The organism is Streptomyces caniscabiei (assembly GCF_014930365.1).
GTDB classification, from domain to species: domain Bacteria; phylum Actinomycetota; class Actinomycetes; order Streptomycetales; family Streptomycetaceae; genus Streptomyces; species Streptomyces caniscabiei.
This window is the reverse complement of sequence record NZ_JABXWI010000031.1, coordinates 1-15,549: the sequence shown is the minus strand read 5'-3', so window position 1 is coordinate 15,549 and position 15,549 is coordinate 1. Positions and strand designations below refer to the sequence as shown.

General features: G+C 69.7%; 23 protein-coding genes. 12 read left to right on the top strand and 11 right to left on the bottom strand.

The window, feature by feature from the left end:
* Positions 1-28: 28 nt before the first annotated feature.
* The 3 genes from HW837_RS44905 to HW837_RS44895 all read right to left on the bottom strand — a co-directional run bounded on the left by HW837_RS44905 (position 29) and on the right by HW837_RS44895 (position 3,358).
* Positions 29-1,813: a DNA cytosine methyltransferase gene (locus HW837_RS44905; protein WP_193382919.1), complete on the bottom strand. Its 1,785-nt coding sequence runs from the start codon at positions 1,811-1,813 to the stop codon at positions 29-31.
* Positions 1,813-2,772, bottom strand: coding sequence for a Rad52/Rad22 family DNA repair protein (locus HW837_RS44900; protein WP_193382920.1), 960 nt, complete (start codon positions 2,770-2,772; stop codon positions 1,813-1,815). Before HW837_RS44900 ends, HW837_RS44905 begins: the two co-directional genes overlap by 1 nt.
* 85 nt (positions 2,773-2,857) lie before the next feature.
* A complete protein-coding gene (locus HW837_RS44895; protein ID WP_193382921.1) occupies positions 2,858-3,358 on the bottom strand; it encodes a hypothetical protein in 501 nt (166 codons plus the stop codon).
* A gap of 197 nt (positions 3,359-3,555) precedes the next feature.
* Here HW837_RS44895 and HW837_RS44890 point away from each other — a divergent pair, with 197 nt between their 5' ends.
* The 11 genes from HW837_RS44890 to HW837_RS44840 all read left to right on the top strand — a co-directional run bounded on the left by HW837_RS44890 (position 3,556) and on the right by HW837_RS44840 (position 8,745).
* Positions 3,556-4,029 (top strand): WYL domain-containing protein, encoded by a 474-nt coding sequence (locus HW837_RS44890; RefSeq protein WP_193382922.1) that lies wholly within the window; start codon positions 3,556-3,558, stop codon positions 4,027-4,029.
* A 17-nt stretch (positions 4,030-4,046) separates the two neighbouring features.
* Entirely contained in the window at positions 4,047-4,391 is a 345-nt protein-coding gene (locus HW837_RS44885) for a ParB/Srx family N-terminal domain-containing protein (protein WP_193382923.1), read from the top strand.
* 24 nt (positions 4,392-4,415) lie between these two features.
* On the top strand, positions 4,416-4,616 hold the full coding sequence (locus HW837_RS44880; RefSeq protein ID WP_193382924.1) for a hypothetical protein: 201 nt from the start codon (positions 4,416-4,418) through the stop codon (positions 4,614-4,616).
* 391 nt (positions 4,617-5,007) lie between these two features.
* Positions 5,008-5,175, top strand: a complete 168-nt coding sequence (locus HW837_RS44875; RefSeq protein WP_193382925.1) for a hypothetical protein — start codon at positions 5,008-5,010, stop codon at positions 5,173-5,175.
* A 386-nt stretch (positions 5,176-5,561) separates the two neighbouring features.
* On the top strand, positions 5,562-5,900 hold the full coding sequence (locus HW837_RS44870) for a hypothetical protein (RefSeq protein ID WP_193382926.1): 339 nt from the start codon (positions 5,562-5,564) through the stop codon (positions 5,898-5,900).
* A gap of 233 nt (positions 5,901-6,133) precedes the next feature.
* On the top strand, positions 6,134-6,529 hold the full coding sequence (locus HW837_RS44865) for a hypothetical protein (protein ID WP_193382927.1): 396 nt from the start codon (positions 6,134-6,136) through the stop codon (positions 6,527-6,529).
* Between the two features lie 2 nt (positions 6,530-6,531).
* On the top strand, positions 6,532-6,756 hold the full coding sequence (locus HW837_RS44860; protein ID WP_193382928.1) for a hypothetical protein: 225 nt from the start codon (positions 6,532-6,534) through the stop codon (positions 6,754-6,756).
* Between the two features lie 270 nt (positions 6,757-7,026).
* Positions 7,027-7,881, top strand: a complete 855-nt coding sequence (locus tag HW837_RS44855) for a hypothetical protein (RefSeq protein WP_193383569.1) — start codon at positions 7,027-7,029, stop codon at positions 7,879-7,881.
* A gap of 95 nt (positions 7,882-7,976) precedes the next feature.
* A complete protein-coding gene (locus HW837_RS44850) occupies positions 7,977-8,249 on the top strand; it encodes a hypothetical protein (protein WP_193382930.1) in 273 nt (90 codons plus the stop codon).
* Entirely contained in the window at positions 8,246-8,458 is a 213-nt protein-coding gene (locus tag HW837_RS44845; RefSeq protein ID WP_193382931.1) for a hypothetical protein, read from the top strand. The genes HW837_RS44850 and HW837_RS44845 overlap by 4 nt, the downstream gene beginning before the upstream one ends.
* On the top strand, positions 8,455-8,745 hold the full coding sequence (locus HW837_RS44840; RefSeq protein WP_193382932.1) for a hypothetical protein: 291 nt from the start codon (positions 8,455-8,457) through the stop codon (positions 8,743-8,745). The genes HW837_RS44845 and HW837_RS44840 overlap by 4 nt, the downstream gene beginning before the upstream one ends.
* A gap of 15 nt (positions 8,746-8,760) precedes the next feature.
* On the opposite strand, the gene HW837_RS44835 is transcribed toward HW837_RS44840, so the two are convergent.
* From HW837_RS44835 to HW837_RS44810, 6 genes are all read right to left on the bottom strand, one after another.
* Positions 8,761-9,432 (bottom strand): hypothetical protein, encoded by a 672-nt coding sequence (locus tag HW837_RS44835; RefSeq protein WP_193382933.1) that lies wholly within the window; start codon positions 9,430-9,432, stop codon positions 8,761-8,763.
* A gap of 22 nt (positions 9,433-9,454) precedes the next feature.
* Entirely contained in the window at positions 9,455-10,489 is a 1,035-nt protein-coding gene (locus tag HW837_RS50185) for a site-specific integrase (RefSeq protein WP_193382934.1), read from the bottom strand.
* On the bottom strand, positions 10,486-10,752 hold the full coding sequence (locus HW837_RS44825) for a hypothetical protein (RefSeq protein WP_193382935.1): 267 nt from the start codon (positions 10,750-10,752) through the stop codon (positions 10,486-10,488). The genes HW837_RS50185 and HW837_RS44825 overlap by 4 nt, the downstream gene beginning before the upstream one ends.
* 38 nt (positions 10,753-10,790) lie before the next feature.
* Complete coding sequence (locus HW837_RS44820; protein WP_193382936.1) at positions 10,791-11,285, bottom strand: helix-turn-helix domain-containing protein; 495 nt, start codon at positions 11,283-11,285, stop codon at positions 10,791-10,793.
* A 99-nt stretch (positions 11,286-11,384) separates the two neighbouring features.
* Complete coding sequence (locus tag HW837_RS44815; RefSeq protein WP_193382937.1) at positions 11,385-11,693, bottom strand: hypothetical protein; 309 nt, start codon at positions 11,691-11,693, stop codon at positions 11,385-11,387.
* Positions 11,690-11,959, bottom strand: a complete 270-nt coding sequence (locus tag HW837_RS44810; RefSeq protein WP_193382938.1) for a hypothetical protein — start codon at positions 11,957-11,959, stop codon at positions 11,690-11,692. The genes HW837_RS44815 and HW837_RS44810 overlap by 4 nt, the downstream gene beginning before the upstream one ends.
* 407 nt (positions 11,960-12,366) lie before the next feature.
* On the opposite strand from HW837_RS44810, the gene HW837_RS44805 reads away from it, so the two are divergent.
* Positions 12,367-13,098: a M10 family metallopeptidase domain-containing protein gene (locus HW837_RS44805; protein ID WP_193382939.1), complete on the top strand. Its 732-nt coding sequence runs from the start codon at positions 12,367-12,369 to the stop codon at positions 13,096-13,098.
* Between the two features lie 22 nt (positions 13,099-13,120).
* On the opposite strand, the gene HW837_RS44800 is transcribed toward HW837_RS44805, so the two are convergent.
* Both HW837_RS44800 and HW837_RS49370 read right to left on the bottom strand, forming a co-directional pair.
* Positions 13,121-15,025: a hypothetical protein gene (locus HW837_RS44800; protein ID WP_193382940.1), complete on the bottom strand. Its 1,905-nt coding sequence runs from the start codon at positions 15,023-15,025 to the stop codon at positions 13,121-13,123.
* 4 nt (positions 15,026-15,029) lie between these two features.
* The gene (locus HW837_RS49370; protein ID WP_237270673.1) at positions 15,030-15,359 is read right to left on the bottom strand and encodes an MbeD family mobilization/exclusion protein; all 330 of its coding nucleotides are present in this window, start codon (positions 15,357-15,359) and stop codon (positions 15,030-15,032) included.
* Positions 15,360-15,549: the final 190 nt, after the last annotated feature.

The following is a 15,549-nucleotide window of genomic DNA, read 5'->3' as shown; positions in this document are numbered from 1 at the left end:
CGGTGGGGCGACGAACAGAAGGGGCGGATCAGGCGGCTGCCTGGAAGTCGGCTGGGCCGCAGTCCTGGGGGCTGTGGAGGACATGGCGCAACCGCAGCCCGATCCACTCACCAACCTGCGGGCTCACGGCGTTACCGAAGCCGTTGATCTGGTCACGGGCCGGTCCCCAGACGATGAACGTGCCCTTGCGGGTACCGAAGTCGACGTCGAAACCACAGCCGACACCGATCTCGTGTTCCTTCATCATCCGGTAGTAGCAGTCCTCCAGCCGCAGGTCGGCGAGCGAGGCATGCCACTGGGCGTTGAGCAGCGCTGTGGTGTCGTGGGCGGTGATCGTGCCGAGCGGATCGGTCAGCGGGTGCGGCGCGGTGCCGTGGTTGGGGCTGGTCCCGTTCTGCTTGTACCAGCCGGAGAACAGCATCTGCTGTGCCTGAGCCAGGCCGGCGAGGCCTTGCCCATGCTGGTGGGGCCACTGCACCGCGATGCCCTCGTGGCTGACCGTGCCGGTAGCCGAGAGGACGCCTGGTATCTGCTCGGCGGTGAACGTCGGCATCGCCTCTTGGAGCATCGTGGGCACGGTGTTGTTCCGGTACGGGACCACCCCCGCCGACACCACGCCGAAGGTCTCCGAACCGACCTGTGTGGGCAGCGGCTGATCCGCGCCCCGCGGCGCGCCTTGGTAGTTGTCGACGGCGAGCAGCAGAGCCGTTTCCTGCTGGCTGGTCTGGGTCGACATCGGTTGCCACGGGTGCCGCTCGGAGCCGTGCACCCCCTTCGCCGGCATGAGTACCGCCGGGAAGTCACCGAACCGCTCAAGGCACCGTTGGGCGCGCGCCATCGTGGACGGGGCGAACGGCCCACGGGTCACAGCGCCGGTCTTCTTGTCCGTGAAAGTCTTGATCGGCTTGTCGCCGATCCGCGTCCCCAGGTCGGTCAGGTCCAGCGCTGCCAGCGACGGCGTCATCGGAGGCACCACCTCACGACGGCAGGACGGGCACCGGTAGTCGTACTGCTTGCCGTACTCCACCAGCCCGGACGCCGGGACCCCGGTACGCCACGTCCAGACGGCCTCGACGTCCGTGCCGCAGCCGTGGCACCGCGACACGGGCCGGTGCTCCAGGTCCGGCATCGGCAGGGACTTGTGGACGAACACCCAGTAGCCCCGGTTCCGTGACTGCGGCACCCCGAAGAACTGCGAGTTCAAGAACAGCACCTTGTGGTTGTAGTCCAGCAGTTCGAACTGCTGCAGCCACCACCGGTACGTCGACCCGTCACCGTACTTCTTGCCCGGCACCGCCTTGCCCCACGACTGCAGCCCCGTGGTGCACTCCACCAGGATCATCCGCGGCCGGTGCTTCTGCGCGTAGTGCAGCACGCAGTTCGCCGTGGCCCGGTCCCGTTCCGACTTGGTGACTCGCGCCTCGTAGTCCGGGTCGTGCATCCCGAACAGGGTCAGTCCGTGCTCGTACGCCTTGGTGGTGTTCGCCTGCGAGTGGTTGACGCAGCTGACCCCCGCAACGAGGAGGTCTGCGGCGGGGAGGTCGCGGGCCGAGTGGTAGTCGGACGCCTGTGGGTCGACGAGGTCGGCGATCCAGTGCTCGGCTTCCGGATGGTTCGCCTCGTGGACCTGCACTTTGTACTCGTTGTGGTTCGCGGCCATGATCGTCGTGAACCCGGCGCGCTTGATGCCCTCGGTGAGACCACCGAAGCCGCTGAAGAGGTCGACGGCGACGAGGTCGTCGTGGCGGAAGCGGCGCCTCCTGGTGGCCGGCCGATGCGTGGCGGTACGGGGCTTCTTGGCGGCGGGCGGCATCAGGCAGCGTTCCCTTCGCTCGTGCCGCCGACGGCGGCCTGCTTCAGTTCCTCGATCCGGACGTCCAGCAGCGCGTCGAACGTCGTCCACTCGTGCTCCGGCGGCGGCCCCTGCACCTGGCGCTCCGAGACGCCCTTCTGCTTGCCGTCGATCCGGATCTGCAGGAGGGCGAGTTGGTTGTCCCAGCAGTTGGCGATCTGCGCCATCAGGCGCGGCAGCGGGTCCTCACCAGCGGGCGTCTGTTGCGATGCGGCAGACGACGGGACGGAGACGGCCTGGTCGGCCTCTCCCCGGGCCGCAGCAACATCCGGCTCCGGCTCCACCTTGTCGTCCTTGAACTCCTGATCCGCTTGCTCCGCCTTCGGCTTCAGGTAGGCGTACGAGCCCTGTACGACGGGGTCCAGGCGGCCCTTGTTGTACAGCGACAGTCCGAACTGGTCGCCCAGGTTGGTGGCCGCGCGCTTCAGGGCCTGCGAGTCGGCCGTCTTCAGCGCCAGGTCGTGAGCGTCCGCGCGGGAAGGCTGGTTGGCTGCGTCGCCCGTGGCAACGCCGTGCCACTGCGCGAGGACCACACCGTCGACCTTGACTGTCAGGCGCACGGCGACCCGGTAGATCACGGTCCACGCCTCGTACGGATCCCCGTACTCCTGGCCGTTCTGCCCGCGCTTCCGCCTCATCTCGCTGGTCTCGGAGATGAGGGTGGCTTCGAGCATGTCGGTGTCGTGGCCGCCGAACCCGAACACGCGGATCAGGTGGCGGCGGATGTCCCACGCTTCGACGTGGGCGAACCCCTTCCCGTCCTTCCCGACACGCATCGGGTCGATCCCGCGCAGCAGGAGTCCGATCTGTGCCGGGGACAGTTCACCGCGGCGCCGGGCGGGCTGCGTGGCCTGGTTTTGGGTGTGCTGGGTCTGACCCTCCGCGGTCGTGCTCGCGGGGGCCTCGGTGGCGTGCGCCATGAGGTCTCTTTCCCTATGGGGTTGTGCGGCGGGGTGCGGGGCCGGCCGGTGTCGGCGTCCGGGGCGGTGCCCGCACCCGCGCGTGCTACTGGAGCAGGAGGTCCTCTTCGCCGTACTCGGAGAAGAGGTAGGCCATCGCAACGCGGGAGGCGCTGACCGGGTAGCCGAGCTCCTCCGACTTCGCAGCGGCTGACTCCTCGACCTGCTGGCGGAGGGTGTTGTCGGGGCGGACGTTCAGGTTTTCCTTCTCCGGCGCCGAGCCGCGGGGGGCCCGGGCCAGGGGGGCGGGGACGAACTCGCCGGCGAGGAACTTGCGGTAGCCGTCGTTGACGACCTCGGCGAGAGACTCGCCCGCTTCCTTCGCCGCCTGCTCGATGCGCTCCTTGGCTGCCTTGTTCATCCACAGGGCCAGGTTCCGGTGGCCGCCGCTGGCCGGGGCCGGCTTCAGCAGCTCCCAGCCCCGCGGCTGCATGACGGCGCGGACGGCCTCGGCGAGGTCCTTGTCGCCGCGTTCGGTGAGCCGGTCGGCGGCGACGGTCAGGCGGGCACGGACGACGTCGGGGGTCAGGCGGGGGCTGCGGGCCACGAGGGGTCCTCTCGGCGGGCGCCGGCCGCCGTCGGGACGTGCGGGCGGGCGCGTGGGGGCGTTGACCACGCCAGTGTCCTCCATCTCTTCGTACGGGTGCCATGGGGTATGGCGTGTTGCTGGTGTGGACCGGCGGGATCCGGCCTCACAGAAACCAAGCTACTCCATACTTCTTGCCTATGCAATGGAGTATGGCTATGATGGTGGCAACACCACAGCACACCGCGGGGGACACCATGAAGCGCACCGGCACCCAGACCACGACCAAGACCCTCGCCGACCTGTACCGCGCCATCGACCGCCAGCACGCCGTCACCATCACCTACGCCGACCGCGACGGCACCACGAAGGTCCGCACCATCGAGCCCTTCGAAATCAGCACCACCAAGGACGGCGGCATCCGCGTCCACGCCATGTGCCGCCTCGCTCACTTCGAGGACCCCACCGACGCCGAGCGCGGCTTCAACCTCGACCGGATCAGCGAGTACACCGTCCACCGCATCGCGTTCGTCCTCACCCGGCCCGAGCCCACCGTGTACGAGCGCCCCGCTCCCGCCCCGGCCGACGACGCCGACGCCCTGTTCCTCTACGAGCTGGCCCGCGACCAGGACGACGCCGACTACCGCCCCCGCATCAAGCTCGCCCAGGCCGACGCTGGCCTCGCCGCCTGACCGAACGGAGCCCGCCCATGCTCGGCATCATCCCCGTCGCCCAGATCCTCGACATGCTCACCGTCGACGACGACCAGACCCCCGACGCCCTCTACGTCCGCGACGTCCTCAACCACAAGCGCCGGTCCGAGCACTACCCCGAGCTGCTGGAGGAGATCCGCCGCGACGGCCTCGCCCTCCCCGTCATGATCCGCACCTTCCAGGGCCAGCCCTGGCTCGTCGACGGCCACCACCGCATCGCAGCCGCCATCGATCTCGGCATCAGCCACGTCATCTGGTCCGACCTCCCGGTCGAGCTGGAGGACCGCCCGCACAACCCGATGATGCGCGGCGGCTGGGGCCCCTACCGACCCGCCGCCTGACCGCCGACACGACAGGACAACCCGATGCCCTACTTCCCGCCCCGCATGCGCACTCCCGGCACCTACGAGGTCTACTCGTCGGACGGCCGCCACGGCGGCACCGTGTCCTCCCAGATCCCACGCGCCGACATCGACGCGCTACTCACCCACCTGAACGAGGTAGAGCCGGACGCGGGATGGACCTGGGAGTACATTCCCCTGGCGCCGCAGACGGGAGGCAAGTGACGTGTGGCAACTGTCCAACTATGCAAGCCGACGAGGCGCAGGACCCCTTGTCACGGAATACTCCAACGACGACAGGTTCTGGGCTGACTGGAACGGCGTGCTGGGCCGCGGGACATGGCACCGGACGGAACTCGACCCGGACGGCAACCCCTACACCGTGAAGTGGACATCGTCCACGTTCCGCAACGGATACGGGGACCAAACCGTCCGCACGTTCGCCCTGTGGGTGGACGGCGAGCATGCCGCAGACACCCGCCCCCCGGCACCCCCGCCGCCCAAGCGGCCCGAGATCCCCGCCACTCAGCGAGGAAGGGCCGCCAACGGGGAGCGGCTCCACAACCCCGACGGAACTTGGACAGTGGCTGAATCATGGATCGCTGACAGACCCGGCGTGCCAGGATCCGACAGGGACTACCGATCTTGTCTCGTTTCCGGTGACAACCACGTGTACTACCTCCTCACCCACGAAGACGGCCGCCAGGAGGAATGGTCAGCCGCCGACATGGGTGACGCCGGCTTCCACCGCGTCACACCGGGCCAGCAGCAGACCCTGGCTTGACCACCACCCTCACCGCCCAGGTCACAGAGCTGGCCATCAGCTCGGCCAACTGGCCTCGGACACGCCGAAGGCCACCGCCCCGTACCGGGGTTGGTGGCCTCTCACATACTGATCGCGCAGGGCGCAGCCTACTCCTGGATCTCGTCACGCTGCTACCCGTTCTGAGGAAGACACTGGTCTCATGGCACGCGAGCAGCAGGAACCCCTGACCGGGCCCGTACCCGGGGCACGCCGGCGTGTGTGGTGCCGCCGCTGCGGGAGGGAACTGCGGGCGCCAGCCTCGAGGCTGAGGGAACTGGACCCGGAATGCGATCCCGACCACCACGCCGGACACGACCGGCACACCGTCGACCAAGACACCATTCCTGGCCTGTAGGAGGAGACCCGTGAACGCCCTTCCCTCACCCGATGACGCCGCGAGCAGGCTGGAGGCGGCTGGTGACGGCGATGCGGCCGCGCTGATCCGCGCCATGCAGGCCGAACTCGCCCTGGTGCGAGGGGAGCGGGATCGGCTGGCAGAGTTCACACGGTTGATCGCTGGCCTGTTGGGCAGCGAGATGAGCCACAACAGCACTCTCATCGTTCGAGCGAAGCAGGCTCTGGACACGCTGCGCGTCACGGAGCGGTGCACGCAGAGGGAGAGCGGACAGCACTCGTGGATGCGGCGCGAGCCGGTGTTCGGCAGCCGATGCTTCTCGTGCCACGCGCGCCGCCCCGGAACCTGACCAGGAGCCGCTCCCCGGAATGTGATCCGGGTTGTCAGCGGCCGCGGTTAGACTCGAGCTTCAGCACCAGCGGCCAGACGCGTACTGCCGCCAGCCTGTGACCCGTACGTCGCGCCCACGCCGCGATCAGGGTAGGTGAAGGTCCTCCGGGGCCCGCGCGAGCAGTATCCCCTTCCTGCCACGGGCACCTCTGTGCGGCGGAAGGCGTGGGGACCCGCCGGGATCCGGAGTTGATGACCGTGCCGAAGAAGCAGTCGACCGCGGCGAAGAAGGCCCGTGCCGCCCAGCAGGCCGGCGGCGGGAAGTACACCGCGGTCCTGGCCGCGCAGTCCGGCCCGGCGGTGTGCGGGCAGCGGTTGGATCCGTTCCTGGTGCTCCCCGAGACGTGTGCCCGGCGACCGCACCCGCACGACGAGCCGTGCTCCACGGACCGGGACTTCGACGCCGTTGCCTGGAAGCGGCGGGTGGCTGCCGAGTGGGCGGCGGAGGAAGCGCGCCGGGCGGCCCTGACGCCGGAGGAGCGGGCCGAGGAGGACGAGCGGGCTCGGGAGTGGGAGTACGACGAGATGCGCGCGGCCGCCGACGACGGCTTCGACCCTTACGCCAAGTACTACGGCGACGAGGACTGACCATGGCCGTGGAGCGGAACGTCGAGGCCGTCGCGCGGGCATCGGGCTACGAGCAGCACGGGACCACGTTCCTGGGCGGCTCCTTCGCGTCCTGTACGTGTCCGAAGGAGCCGTGCGGCGGGGTGTCGGGCGATCGGCAGCGCGCCGACTGCCCCGAGCACCGCCAAGAGCCCGCCCAGCTGTGGCACTGGGCGGCCGAGTGCCCTGCGCGGTCCGTGCGCTCCTGACACGGAACCGTGCCAGGGGAACGTCTGGCGCGTGCGGTCGTAGGTTGTGTGTCACGCGCTCCGCCGGGCGCCTGGTGGGAGGGCGGGTCCCCCGTTCTCGCTCTCCCACCAGTACTTTTACGGAACCCCGGCCCACCACCCACCAAGAGCGGCATCGCGCGCAAGACCCCGCACATCCCCACGCGCAGAACCCACGGCGCACCTTGGATGAGGGGAGTCCGAGGTTCCGTAAAGACTTGCCTGACGGAAAGAACTGGGCACCATAGGGGCATGGACCCCCGCGTACTGCTCGACGCCTGGCTCGAGGGCAGCACCCTGCGCCACACCACCCGCGACACCTACCGCCGCGAGGTCACCTCCTGGCTCACCTGGTGCGATGCCGCCCGCGTCGACCCGTACGACATCGACCCCCACCACGTCGCCCGCTGGTCCGAACAGCGCCACCTCCACCACGTCCTCGACGGCCGGCCCTTCGACGGACCCGACGCCCTCGCCTACCTCGCCGAGCACCACCCCGACGTCGCCCGCTCCCACGACAAACGCATCACCGCCCTCACCCAGTTCTACGAGGCCGCACGCGACCACGACGTCATCCGCTTCCCCCCGGACCTCACCCTCCTGCGCTCCGGAGTCGACCGCGACGCCGAACCCCCCAAGCGCCTCACCGCCATGGAGCGGGCCGTGTTCCTCACCTGCATCGGCATGTGGGGAGCCGACCGCGCCCGCCACTACCGGCGCGACCGCCTCATCGCCTACCTCCTCCTCGAAGGCCTGCGCCCCGGCGAAGTCGTCCGCCTCGACATGCGCCACCTCTACCCCCTGCCCGACGGCACCTACGAAGTCCGCGCACCCGACTACGAGTTCGAAGCCGTCGGCCCCAAGCACACCCTCGAGCCGCTCACCGCCGCCGCGCTGAAGGCCTACCTGCCCAAGCGCCTACGGCCGGCCGACGGCGTCCACGCCGTCATCATCGGCCAGGGCGGCAACCCCGTCGTCTCCCGCTACCCCAACATGCTCATCCGGCAGATGGCCGCCACCCACCCCCTCCTCGCCGAACGCCAACCCCCCGTCACCGCCGACGTCGTCGCCCACACCGGCTTCTGGGACACCCCCGAGAACCGCTGACCCCTAGCACCTGCGAGCCCGCGCTCGCACCGAATTCCGGAGATCAGGCGGCCCACGGATAGCATGCCGGGCACGCCGACCACGAGGACCCGCCCATGCCCCGCGCCACCACCACCCCCGTTCAGATCAGCATCCCTACGGCCCTGGTGGTCGCCGTCGTCGGCCTCGGGCTGGTCACCAGAGCGGTCGTGCTGGGGACGGCGCTGTACGGGTCGGAGGAGAAGAGTGAGCGGGCGTTCCGGCTGCTGGACCGAATCCCGGGGAGGACTTCCGAGCCTCAGAAGCCCGAGCCCTCGCCGACGGCCCGGAGCCGCACCCGCCCGACGGCTCGAGGAGAATCCGTTCGGGCCGCTACGCTGCGGCCGTGAACACGCGACGCCGCGGCAAGGGCCGCCGCCGACAGCAGGCGCAGGACCCCAGCAGTGCAGGACCACGCGAGTGGGACACCACTGCCGCAGAGCGGGAGTTCGCCCGCAACAAGGCCCGCATCGACGCCGGCGCCACGTACCGGGCCCGGCAGGGCACCGGGTGGAAGCTGGGCGGCTCCCCCTCCACCGCAGGCGAGATCAAGCGGTGAGCACTCCGCGGCCGCCGGTCCTCCTGCAGCTCGGCGGGATCGAGGACTTCGAGACGGCCACCGCCATGCTCCGCGCCACCGGAGCCCGCCGCCACAGCCAGGGCAGCGGACGACGCGGCAGCGGGAACAGCCGTACCTTCGTCATCGACCGCGACCTGACCGCCGAGCAGGCCGCTGCCCTCGTCGACTTCATCGCGTACGGCACCGCCCAGGGCTTCCTGACGGTGCAGACCAACCCGCCCGAGCTGGACTACAACGGCGCCGAGGACTGGTGGGAGACGGCGTAGATAGCACCCGGGGGCTCACATCAGGTCGGCAGTGGATTCGTCGTCCCAATGGGCACGGATCTCTCCCTGGGGACCCCACCCGAAGTTGATGAACAGCAGGATGTGCTCAGACCCGTAGGGCCAGCGCGCTACGGCCCCAAACTGGTAGAGGTGCATGAGGGTGCGGGAGGGCCAGGAGTCGCCGACCTCAAGCGGCGCCCATCCAGGCCCGGCGGAGGCGAGGTAGGTGAGGCGGGACTGCGTGGTGCTGGCGCAGCCGTCCTCGTAGTAGAAGGTGCCGGTGGAGCGGTCGAGGCGGATCGGCTGGTCCCAGTCCAGGGTTCCGTCGTAGTCGGCGCTGTTCTGCGTCATGTCCAGTTCGGCGCTGAAGGGCGGGCAAGTGTGCTCGAGCAGAGCAGCGTTGCCGGTACGGTCGGCGTCGGGGCCCGGTGTGCCACCGGTGCTGATAGGTACGAAGGCGACGTGTCCGGCGCCGATGAGGGTGTGGATGTACGCGAAGGCAGCTGTCTGGTGGACCGGCCATCGTGCGGGGCGGAATCGTGCCGAACTACCGATGGAGTCTGCGTAAGCGCTGTCGAGCTGGCCGCTGGTGTGCAGCTTCTGCGTACGGAACACCGCAGCCGCCTCGGTCGGGCTGTCGCGGATGTCGTCCCAGATGCATTCGGCGAGGTGCTCGTGAACGGTCATGCTGTCCTTCTGCTAGCGGGCGTCATAGCCCGAGTCCGATGAGGGCGTTGTCCTTCTCGTCCCACTGGTCGACGATCTGCATGTAGCCGTCGAGGACCTTGGAGCCGTCCGCGTGGCCGGTGACGGCAGCGATGGCCTTGCGGTCCTTCCCGGCACGGCGTGCCTCGGTGGCCATGCCGGAGCGCACGGAGTGCCCGGTGAACAGCTCCTCGAACCCGGCGCGCAGCCCTGCAGCGGTGATGAGGTCGCCGGCGCGCTGCGGGGTGAGGCCCTGGGGTTGGACGGCGCCGGTGTGGTGAATGCGGCGGAAGGCGTGGCGGTCCGGGTCGGTGATCTGCGCGGCGTCGCGCCAGGCGTGCCACGCGCGTACGGGGCAGGTCTGCTGGTGTTTGCCGTAGGGGACGGCGACGGTTCGGGGTTCGGTCTTGGAGACGCGGACGTCGACCAGGAGGCCGTTGTCGTCGTCGCGGATGTTCCGCAGGCGCAGGCCGGCCAGCTCGGCGCGGCGGGCGGCGATGGCGAAGCCGAGGAGGAGCATGGCGCGGTCGCGGAGTCCGAAGATGTCGGTGTCGCACTTGGAGACGATCAGGCGGAGGTCGGATAGGCGCATGGCGGGGGCCTTGCCGCGGCCGCGCGCGGGTTCTTCGGCTGCGTCGGCCTTCTTCCGGTAGTCCTTGAGGAGTTCGCGGGCGGCGCGGGTGGCGTCGGGGTCGACGAGGACGTTGTACGGCGGCCGCCGGAGGGTAACGACGACGCCCGCGAGCTTCCGGTCGATGGTGGAGTAGGCGCGCTGTTCGCGGTTCCAGAGGTAGTCGACGAAGGCTCGGAGCGTGCCGCGGGTGGCGGCGGTGGGTGGGATCTGAAGCTGGGTGCAGAAGGCTTCCCAGGTCTTCCAGTCTCCGGCGTAGGCGCGTGTGGTGTTGTCGGGGCGTTGGTCGGCGGCGTGGTCGTCGCTGGCGGCGTCGAGGGCGGCGAGGCGGGCGCGGAGCTGGTCGTCGAACTGCTCGGGCAGCAGCGGTCCGTCGGTAGGTCTGACTGGGAGACGGTTCTCGCTCACGTCCCTGGCGCCTCGTCGCGCTCACGCCGCAGTTGCGCGACCTCTCTCCGCAGTCCCTGGATGGTACGGACGAACTGCTCGGTGGTGTGCGTATCAAGGTGTTCTCGAAGCGACGTCTCCGTCTGCTCGACTTCCGCGAAGAGTCCTCGCGTGCCTAGTTCGGCGATGCGGATCGGGCTCGGTGGCGGCACATCGTGGTGCCAGCCGCATTCGAGCGGGCATAGGTAGCGGGTTGTGCCTGCCTGTGGCGTCGCGTTGGGCATGGTCACATTCTAGCGATCTTCCCTGGCGATATGTGAGCTTATCGGGAACCAGTGGGGTCGCCGGGCGGTCCGTCCTGCGCGCGGGCCAGGCGTCGCGCCAGCGTGTTGCGGGCGATGCCGTACTCCGTGGCGAGCGAGCGCACCGTCTCCCCGGCTTGGCGGCGTCGGACGATCTCCCGCATGACCGGGCTGTGCACTTCTTTCTGAGCCAGCTGCTGGGGAGTCAGCCTCTTCACGCCAGCTTCTGCCACGATCTTTCGCACGGTCGTCCTGGAGAGACCGAGTCGCTTCGCTACCTCAGTGTCGCTGAGGCCGGTCTGGTACAGGGCGACGACGGCGTCACGCTGTTGGGGCGTGGTGCGAGGAAGGCGTAGGGTGCGGCCCTGCTCGCGGAGGATGCGGTAGATCACCGGAGTTGACACGCCGTACGCCTCGGCAATGGGGAGAACCGACTCGCCTGCGTCGTAGCGGGCAGTGATCTCCGCGTCGGGCAGGTCGAACCGACGCGTCCCTGGGATGACGTTTGGGGGCATGGAGCCACCGTCGCACGAATCCATCCCAGCGCTTGCCCTGGTTGCACGTTGATCCCGGAACGGCGTTGGCCCCGCCGATCAGCGGGGCCAACGGTCAGGTCACGGCTGAGGGTATCCGGGTGCCGGGCCGGTCCCGGTGAGTTCCAGTCGCCATGTGCGGCCGTCGAAGTGGATGTTGGTAACGAGCGCGTTGCCGCGCCGACCGTCAGGGAGCTCCACCGGAACGGCATCGCGCCCGGACAGGTCTGGAGCAAAGCCCTCCGGCGCCTGGGAGAGGCCCATGGCAGCGGAGCCGTCCCACGAGCGCAACCCGCCTCCCTCGCGGTGCTCGCGCAGGCTGACGTTCGGGAACTCGGTGCCGTCGACGGCGGCAGGACCGTCGTAGTGCAGGAACTGGCCGTCGGTCATGACTTGCCTCGCACTTCAACACGGCGTCCGGCCGCGATCTCCTCAGCGAACTTCGTCAGCTCCGGATCTGTGATGCTGCCGCCGCCCGAGTTTCGTGACCACGCGCGCTGCACTGCGGCCTTGACCTCGTCCAGGGGTCGTCCCTGGTAGGTCGGAATCAGGCCGTTCAGGGCCCGGGTCAGATCCCCGGCCATCCCCTTGACCGCCTTCTGGGCGACCTTCTTCAAGGCGCTCTGATTGATCTTGACTGTCGGTTTCTTGGCCACGCTGGCCTCCTTGTGCAGGGACCACCCGGCGCTGGAGGAACCCCTGGGGCCCTTCGGTAGTCCGAACTGCCCCCAACCGTACTTGCGAGCACCGACAACGCGGGCTGTCCGGGCCTTGGTGGAGCCGGAGTTCTTCCGCTACGTGTTCCTCTTTCCCTGTCGGGCGCGGACAGGGGGGAGGCAGACCGGGCAGAGGGGGTTCCCTCCGGCCCCGTACCGGTGGCAGGGCTGCTGGCAGTTGGCACACAGGCCGACCTGGGCGGGCGGGCACACGGGGGCAGGCGGTTTCGGTCTGTCGAGGGGCGTGGTCATGTCCGTCATCGTACGTACGGGCGGTCCCGTGGCCCCGGTCGGGCGGGGTCCGTGCCAGGGCAACGGTGCGCCGGATTGTGCCCAGACTGAAGGGCATGCCCACCACAAAACGGCGCATCCGCCGCACACTGCTCCCCGCCATATCGGCCATCGCGGCCTCGACCGCGCTCATCGCCGCGACCACCGCCACCCCGGTCTACAAGGGCACCGGCTGGAAGGCCGGTACCGTCCACGGCATCTACTCCCTCCACCCGGGGCCCTACACCGTGGTGTTCGCGAACACCACGGCCCGTACGAAGCTCACCCCGTACTTCAAGATCCCGGCCGGGAACGTCACCACCAACGTCGGCGTGAAGATCACCGTGTCGAGCACCCTGGACACCACGCCCGTGGAGGTGTGCCCGCCGCGGCACCGCATCGTCGTGCACTACCTGCACCGCCCCGCCGGGACTGCGGGCGTCAGCCGGGCCCTGCCCTGCTACGACACCGCCGACGGCTCCGCGTGGGGCGGTCACATCCTGATGGACTCGGAGTACTGGACCGTCCCGAACTGGTTCTCCACCAACGCGACGACGAACGAGATCTACCGCAGAAACGGGGTCGCCCACGAGTTCGGGCACATCCTTGGTCTGGAGCACCCGAACTACGACCGGGACCGGGACGGCACGGTCGAGGCGTTCGAGTGCGTGCGGACCAGCGCGGGCTGGCGTCCTTCGCTGTGTGCCCCGAACGGCGGGTACCGCACGTGGGCGGGGGCGGGGAAGTACACGCCGGAGTTCGATCTGCCGGGGCTGCGGCAGATGCTCCGCAACTACTACCTGCGGTAGGCCGCGCCCGGGGGCTGTGCGGTCAGCTGGCGGCGGCCCACACGTTGTTCGCGTCCGGCGTGTATCCGGACAGGGTGATGTTCGTCGGGAGGGACGTCTGCCCGGCGGCGCTGCGGCAGAACCGGTACGCGCCTGCGGTCAGGTTGGCGTTGCCGGGGGTGAAGCTGGCGCCGAGGGTGCTGCCGCAGGCGAACGTCGGCGACGTGGTGCCGTTGAAGAGGAACGCCGCGTACAGCTTGCCCGCCGGGGCCGCGTATGAGCCGGTCAGTGTCATCGCCTTGTTGCCTGCGCTGTTCCACGTCGTCGACATGTCGGCCGTGACGCCGACCCGGTTGCCCGCGGTGTCGTAGTAGCCAGCCAGGCACTGGCCGGAGGTGAGCCCGGACCCGGCCGCGCCGAGCACCGCGTGGACCTTGGTGAGGGTGGCGGGCGCCCTGAGGAGCAGCTGCACCAGGTAGATGAATCCGGCGGACAGGGTGGTGCCCGCCGCGGTGCACGAGGCGGGGTCCATCGACCAGGCGGCCAGGCCCTGGTCGGCGGGCGTCCACTCGGAGCCGGGCGCCGCAGGGGTCACCCACGTGCCGGGCTCCCCCGCTCCCGTGCACAGCCACCAGGCGCCGGCCGAGTCCTGAACGGTGTCACCCGCCGCCCACACGCCCGTCGTTGGCGGCCCGGCGGTCGCCCGTCGTCCTACGAGGCGGATGTTGGTCTGGCTGTTCTTCGCGCCGAGCGCAGCGACACCGGTGGCGGGGTCGATGGTGTGGACGGCCGTTCCGTAGAGGCCGTCGACGTACTCGCGCTTACCCGCGTGCTGCACGTTCAGGGCGTCGGCCGAGTACCGGTCGTAGCTGCGCTGGGTGCCGTTGAAGCCGGTTCCGGACCAGTTGGACAGGATCAGGTCGGCACCCGTGGCTTCCAGGTCGAGGGCGTCTCCGCCGCGCCGGAATCGGTATCCCTTCTCGACGTCTGCGACGGTGAGGTCTCCGTTGGAGACGTGGGCGTTGCCTGCCACGTTCAGGCCGGACAGCCAGGCGGTTCCGTTCTCGATCGCGGAGACGCGGGTGAGGCAGTCCTGCACGAATCCGTCGAGGTCGGTGACGGCGGTGTTCAAGGCGCCGAGGGCGGTGGCGGTGGCGAACTTGTTGTCGGCCCAGGCGCGGTCGCCGTGCGGGTCGGTGGCGCCCGCGTGTGTGGTGACGGCCGCTGCTGCGGTCCCGGCGGGCTCGGCGCCGAGCGAGGCCGGGGTGATGGGGTCGGTGCCGCCGGAGGCGTGCGAGGCGGCGTGTGCGGTGGGGGTGCGGGCGTTGGTCGTCGACGGGTCGGTGGAGCGTAGTGCGACGTCGGCACCGGCGCCGGCCGCGCCCAGGGACGGCTGGGGTCCGGCCGGACCGGTGTCTCCCTGCGGGCCGACGAGGGAGGCCAGCCACTCCGCCTCGCTGCCGGTGAAACCGGCAGCCACCGCAAGTTCGTACGCGCTGTCGCCGTCCTGCCCGTCTTCGCCGTCGGCGCCCGCTGCTCCGGTGGCCCCGGCGGGGCCTTGGGGTCCGGCCGGGCCGGGTGCGTAGACCACGGTGCCCTGCCCGGTTTGGGTGTCGGACAGGTCGACGCGCAGGTCGCCCACCCACCACTCGCTGCCGGACTCGGGCACCAGGACGTACGTGATGAGCGGTGTGCCGTCCTTGAGCCGCCCTTCCTGGACCGCCCACAGGGTGTCGCCGGAGGTGGACTCCACCAGCGTGTTGGCCGTCAGGCTGGCCGTCCAGTCGCCGTCGTCATCGGCTTGGATGTGCACCGTGCTGACGATTTCGCCGTCGAGGGTGGGGACGTAGCCGACGGCCGGCTTTCCGGTCACGTCGACGAGGAGGGCCTGCATCTCCACCCGTTGCGGGTTCGTGGCCCCGATCAGCTTGCCCTTGACCGTGGTCATGGATTCAGACTCCAGTTCGGTTGTACTCGTCCACCAGCGGGTCAGCGGGTTCGGGATCGATGCCGGACCGGTGCATCTGCCGGGTCCACCGGTCCGCGGACCGGCTGAAGGCGCGTACGAGGGACTCCAGCCGGGACACTCGCTCGCGCAGCTGCCCGTTCTCCTTGTCCACGCGGTTGACTGTGGCCTCGAGGACGGCGAACTTGGTGGCGTCGGCCTGCGGTGCCGCCTGGATCGCGGCCGCCGTTCGTGTGCCGCGGTATGTGAAGAACCCCGTTATGACGACGCCGAGCACGGTGATTGCCGCGCCGACGATGCCCCAGATTCCGTTCACCGGGGTCTCCCCTCAACCACCCGGCCGGGGAGATCGGGTGATCCGGCGTCAGGCGGAACTCTGGATGCGCACCAGATCACCCCACAGTGCGAGGTCATGTACCAAGCGAAGATCCAAAGGCCCCGGCTGTAGTCGCCGACCAGCCCCGCCCACCCGTAGGCGAACGCCCACAGCGCCGGGGGGACGGAAG

What these genes read in the sequence shown, in the direction of transcription:
- HW837_RS44815 (WP_193382937.1), bottom strand. Translation starts at nt 11,693, where the DNA reads ATGACCGACGGCCAGTTCCTGCACTACGACGGTCCTGCCGCCGTCGAC.
- HW837_RS44890 (WP_193382922.1), top strand. Translation starts at nt 3,556, where the DNA reads ATGATGGTGGCAACACCACAGCACACCGCGGGGGACACCATGAAGCGC.
- HW837_RS44885 (WP_193382923.1), top strand. Translation starts at nt 4,047, where the DNA reads ATGCTCGGCATCATCCCCGTCGCCCAGATCCTCGACATGCTCACCGTC.
- HW837_RS44825 (WP_193382935.1), bottom strand. Translation starts at nt 10,752, where the DNA reads ATGCCCAACGCGACGCCACAGGCAGGCACAACCCGCTACCTATGCCCG.
- HW837_RS44860 (WP_193382928.1), top strand. Translation starts at nt 6,532, where the DNA reads ATGGCCGTGGAGCGGAACGTCGAGGCCGTCGCGCGGGCATCGGGCTAC.
- HW837_RS44850 (WP_193382930.1), top strand. Translation starts at nt 7,977, where the DNA reads ATGCCCCGCGCCACCACCACCCCCGTTCAGATCAGCATCCCTACGGCC.
- HW837_RS44800 (WP_193382940.1), bottom strand. Translation starts at nt 15,025, where the DNA reads ATGACCACGGTCAAGGGCAAGCTGATCGGGGCCACGAACCCGCAACGG.
- HW837_RS44835 (WP_193382933.1), bottom strand. Translation starts at nt 9,432, where the DNA reads ATGACCGTTCACGAGCACCTCGCCGAATGCATCTGGGACGACATCCGC.
- HW837_RS44805 (WP_193382939.1), top strand. Translation starts at nt 12,367, where the DNA reads ATGCCCACCACAAAACGGCGCATCCGCCGCACACTGCTCCCCGCCATA.
- HW837_RS44905 (WP_193382919.1), bottom strand. Translation starts at nt 1,813, where the DNA reads ATGCCGCCCGCCGCCAAGAAGCCCCGTACCGCCACGCATCGGCCGGCC.
- HW837_RS44820 (WP_193382936.1), bottom strand. Translation starts at nt 11,285, where the DNA reads ATGCCCCCAAACGTCATCCCAGGGACGCGTCGGTTCGACCTGCCCGAC.
- HW837_RS44880 (WP_193382924.1), top strand. Translation starts at nt 4,416, where the DNA reads ATGCCCTACTTCCCGCCCCGCATGCGCACTCCCGGCACCTACGAGGTC.
- HW837_RS44855 (WP_193383569.1), top strand. Translation starts at nt 7,027, where the DNA reads ATGGACCCCCGCGTACTGCTCGACGCCTGGCTCGAGGGCAGCACCCTG.
- HW837_RS44865 (WP_193382927.1), top strand. Translation starts at nt 6,134, where the DNA reads ATGACCGTGCCGAAGAAGCAGTCGACCGCGGCGAAGAAGGCCCGTGCC.
- HW837_RS44900 (WP_193382920.1), bottom strand. Translation starts at nt 2,772, where the DNA reads ATGGCGCACGCCACCGAGGCCCCCGCGAGCACGACCGCGGAGGGTCAG.